General features: G+C 40.7%; 4 protein-coding genes and 1 tRNA gene. All 5 read left to right on the top strand.

What is annotated here, in order from left to right; all coding sequences use genetic code 11:
• Window positions 1-150: 150 nt before the first annotated feature.
• The 5 genes from deoD (at window position 151) to I4N53_RS04430 (ending at window position 4058) form a co-directional block, all read left to right on the top strand.
• Entirely contained in the window at window positions 151-852 is a 702-nt protein-coding gene (deoD, locus tag I4N53_RS04450) for a purine-nucleoside phosphorylase (RefSeq protein ID WP_003867214.1), read from the top strand.
• Window positions 853-920: 68 nt separating this feature from the next.
• Window positions 921-1877 carry a mannose-6-phosphate isomerase, class I gene (gene manA, locus I4N53_RS04445; RefSeq protein WP_214495698.1) on the top strand — a complete coding sequence of 319 codons (957 nt, stop codon included), beginning with the start codon at window positions 921-923 and terminating at the stop codon, window positions 1875-1877.
• Between the two features lie 56 nt (window positions 1878-1933).
• Window positions 1934-2010 (top strand) — tRNA-Val (locus tag I4N53_RS04440).
• A 525-nt stretch (window positions 2011-2535) separates the two neighbouring features.
• Window positions 2536-3684 (top strand): cation:proton antiporter, encoded by a 1149-nt coding sequence (locus tag I4N53_RS04435; RefSeq protein ID WP_214495697.1) that lies wholly within the window; start codon window positions 2536-2538, stop codon window positions 3682-3684.
• Between the two features lie 5 nt (window positions 3685-3689).
• Window positions 3690-4058, top strand: a complete 369-nt coding sequence (locus tag I4N53_RS04430) for a hypothetical protein (protein ID WP_003867217.1) — start codon at window positions 3690-3692, stop codon at window positions 4056-4058.
• Window positions 4059-4230 lie beyond the last annotated feature (172 nt).

The raw sequence follows: 4230 nt of genomic DNA, 5'->3' as shown, positions 1-4230 counted from the left end.
TATGGTTTCTATTCTTTTATCTGTTGCATTTAATTATACAACTAACCAAAAATTAAAAAAATGTTTGATCCATAAATTTTTGTTTGATTTAAAAGTTGTTTTTTGCTAATATTATATATGGGCAAAACTATTATAGAAGGAGAGATTTAAATGAGCATACATATTGGGGCTAAAGAAAACGAAATCGCTCAAACGGTGTTGTTGCCAGGAGATCCTTTAAGAGCTAAATATATAGCAGAAAATTTTCTTGAAGATGCAAAATGTTACAATGAAGTTAGAGGAATGTATGGTTTTACAGGATATTATAAAGGGAAAAGAGTGTCAGTTCAAGGAACAGGGATGGGAGTACCTTCCTTGTCTATTTATGTAAATGAGCTTATAAACAGTTACAACGTGAAAAATCTTATAAGGATAGGTACTTGTGGCTCTTTACAACCAGATATCAAGCTTAGAGATATAGTAATTGCCATGAGTTCTTCGACAGACTCTGCAATAAATAAAATTAGATTTAATGGTATGGATTATGCTCCTACAGCAAGTTTTAAATTATTAAAAAAAGCCTATGATAAAGCGATGGAGTTAGGGATACAACCTAAAGTAGGGAATATTCTTACAACCGATACTTTTTATAACGATGACCCAGACAGTTGGAAACTATGGGCGAAGTTTGGTGTTTTGGCAGTAGAAATGGAAACGGCAGGACTATATACTTTGGCTGCTAAGTACAATGTAGATGCTCTTACAATATTGACAGTGAGCGATAGCTTGGTTACCGGAGAAGCAACGACAGCTGAAGAAAGGCAAAAGACTTTTATGAACATGGTAAAAATTGCACTAGAAATAGCTGAATAATAATTTTTTAAAAGAGGATAACCTTGTTTATCCTCTTTTAAAATAATCGAAAAAGGAGCTGATAGTTGATGAAACCTTTAAAATTTAAGCCTATTTTTATGGAGAGAATATGGGGAGGTACTGCATTAAGAGATAAATTTGGATTTGATATTCACGAGGGTAAAAAAATTGGAGAATTGTGGACAATATCTGACAATAGAACAGCTGTCAGTGTAATTGAAGGTGGAGAATTTGACGGGCAAAAATTAAGTGATATAACTTACAAATTTTCTGAGGATATATATGGCAAGGGGGTAAATTATCAAAGATTTCCTTTGCTTATCAAAATAATTGATGCGCAAGACAAACTTTCTGTCCAAGTTCATCCAGATGATGAATATGCTTTTAAATACGAAAATGGCGATTCTGGAAAAACAGAGATGTGGTATATAATAGATGCAAAACCAGGGGCTAAACTTGTATGTGGTTTAAAGAAAGGAACTACAAAAGAAGAATTTAAAAGGCTATTGGAGGAAGAAAGATTAGAAGAATGTTTAAAAGAAATAGAAGTAAAACCAGGAGATGTTGTTTACATACCTTCAGGGATGGTGCATGCTATAGGTGAAGGAATACTTATTTGTGAAATTCAACAAAATTCAGACCTTACCTATAGAGTGTATGATTACAATAGAGTAGATGAATTCGGCAGGAAGAGAGAGTTACATATAGAAAAAGCATTAGATGTTATAGATTTTAATTTAAAAACAGATAAAATAATACCTGAATTTGAAGAAATACAAGGCGGACGCATATCTCACGTTGTTAAATCTCCATATTTTCAGGTAAGTATAATTGAAATAAATAAAGAAGTAGATATAGATACAAAGGGAAAATTTAACACTTTAACAGCTGTAGAAGGATATTGTAAAATTGCCTATACTGAAGGCACCACTGAATTAAAAGCAGGAGAGACTGTATTAATACCTGCTTCTATTCCGAGTTATACAATAGAGGGAAATTGCAAGGTGCTCAAAGCTTATATATAGAAAGCGTAAATATTGACAACCTTTTATTAAAATTGTATAATAAAAAAGCAACGAGTGGGGTTATAGCTCAGCTGGTCAGAGCGCTACGTTGACATCGTAGAGGTCACAGGTTCGATCCCTGTTAACCCCACCAATAATATGAAGGCTTTCCGCATCTATTTAATGTCGGAATTTTTATTTTGGTGCCGTTTTGGTGCCCCAAAATTTTTCTATTTTTTGTATGGCTTCTTTTTTTATTTCAGGAGTTGTAGCTAAAAATTATCCTACAGTAACTGGACCGCTGGGGGATATATACCGGCCTTAGGAAAATGGAGAACTATGCCGGGTTTTTTGTGGCCTGCGACCTGCTCTTTCTGAACGCAGAGCTCATAAAAGAATTGCTCAACGGCTTCGAGAGCTTCAATGTGGTGTGCTCCCGATACCGGGACTGCTGGAGCCTCTTCACGCCGTCTACAACAAAAACTGCATTGATGCCATCGAGGTCCTTCCATCGAGGTTATTATTGAAAAGAGTGGTCCCGTTCGGATCAGGGACCTTTTTGTTCTGGTCAGAACCCGCCTCAAATTTTTTGCATTAATACCAGTGAAGACTATGAAAGAGCGCTGTTGTTGGAAAAGGATTCGATTCCGGTAAATCGATTTTTAAGGAGGGTTCACTCGTGACCTTACTGGAACTTGCCATAATACTGGGAATATCCAGGATCGGCGGTTATCTGGCTGCAAGGTTCAACCAGATGAACGTACTGGGCCAGATCATCGCCGGCCTTCTCATAGGACCTTCGGTCTTCGGCTTGGTCCACTCCGATTATGTGCTGGAGTTCATGGCCGAAATAGGTGTGGTCCTGCTAATGTTCCTGGCAGGCCTCGAGACCGACACGTCGGAACTTATAGCGTCAGGATTTTCGTCTACGGCCATCGCCGCCGGAGGGGTTATAGTGCCCTTCGCTGCAGGTGCTTGGGGCGGACTGGCTGCGGGTGTTACCCTGCCCGAGGCCCTGTTCCTGGGGACCATGTTGACAGCCACCTCTGTCAGTATAACAGTGCAGGCACTGAGGGAAATGGGAAAGCTGAATTCAAAAGAGGGTATTGCCATTATGGCTGCTGCGGTAATCGACGACGTGATAGGTATAATCGTCCTCACCTTTGTGACCGGCTATATCTCCGGTGGAACCAGGATCCTGCCGCTGATGGAGAAAATAGGAGTATTTGCGGTCGCAGTGGTAGTTATTACAGTCGTGCTTCGGAGATACGGTGAACGCATAATGGAATTAATGAGACCGGGAACCAGGATCATAACCTTCGCCTTGGTACTATGCTTTAGCGTGGCTTACTTCGCCGAAAAGGCGGACATTGCCGCCATCACCGGTGCTTACATAGCGGGCTTGATTCTTTCAAACTACAGTACAAAAGAAAAAATTGTCCGCGGCATAGAAGAAATAGCCTACCTTTTCTTCACGCCCATATTTTTCATCAGCATCGGACTGAAGACTGATGTAAGGGCTGTGCTAGGCGATATCGGCTTCAGTCTTATCATAATAGCCATTGCTGTGCTCGGCAAGATCATCGGCTGCGGGCTGACGGCAAGGCTCGTGGGATTCAACTGGAGTGAGGGCTTTACAGTAGGCGCGGGCATGGTGCCCAGGGGAGAAGTGGTCCTGATCATCGCCAACCTGGGCTTGAAAAAGGGTATTGTTTCCCAGAGGATTTTCGCTGTTTCGGTGCTGATGGTTCTTGTAACTACTCTTATTGCCCCGCCGCTTTTAAAGCTGTTTTTCCATAGGGCAGAAAATACAGAAAACGGGGAGTGAAGGCAATGTACCTGATCGTTATCATCCTTAACCGGCCAGAACTTTTAAAAAAGCTCCTGACGGTAATGAAAAGGAACGGGGCCAAGGGGGCCACGGTGCTGGACTCCATGGGTCAGGGCGTTATTATGAAAAGTTTTGAAGAAGACAGGCCAATGATCGCCAGCATTAAAAAATTGAAAGAAGAGGGACTTTTCGTGAATAAGACCATCCTTTCGGTTATAGAAGACAAGCAAAAGCTCCAGAACATAGCCGATGCCGTAGAAAGAGAGATAGGTAGTTTCGCCGAAGACAGCGAAATGGGTATAATGTTTTCTGTGCCCCTCAACATGGTTAGGGGCGGTAAGCTCGGCCGTTACGATGGGCCATTCGAATAAGAAAAGACTCTTAGAGTTGTGCTCATGTAAGGAAGCAGGATCAGTAAGGACCGTAGCCTGCACAGTAGCTATAAAAGCAAGAGACTTTAAATTGCATATAAAAAGGTTTGCAACAAAATAAGAGGTGCAAAAATCGCACCTCTTATTTTGTATATTCTTCAATGTATTTTTT

This window comes from Thermoanaerobacter sp. CM-CNRG TB177 (assembly GCF_018588165.1).
In the GTDB taxonomy this organism is placed as follows: Bacteria; Bacillota; Thermoanaerobacteria; order Thermoanaerobacterales; family Thermoanaerobacteraceae; genus Thermoanaerobacter; species Thermoanaerobacter thermocopriae.
This window is presented reverse-complemented; position numbering and strand designations above follow the sequence as displayed.

Bases quoted from the DNA above. Each gene is read 5' to 3' on its own strand.
- deoD (WP_003867214.1), top strand. From the start codon at position 151: ATGAGCATACATATTGGGGCTAAAGAAAACGAAATCGCTCAAACGGTG.
- manA (WP_214495698.1), top strand. From the start codon at position 921: ATGAAACCTTTAAAATTTAAGCCTATTTTTATGGAGAGAATATGGGGA.
- I4N53_RS04430 (WP_003867217.1), top strand. From the start codon at position 3,690: ATGTACCTGATCGTTATCATCCTTAACCGGCCAGAACTTTTAAAAAAG.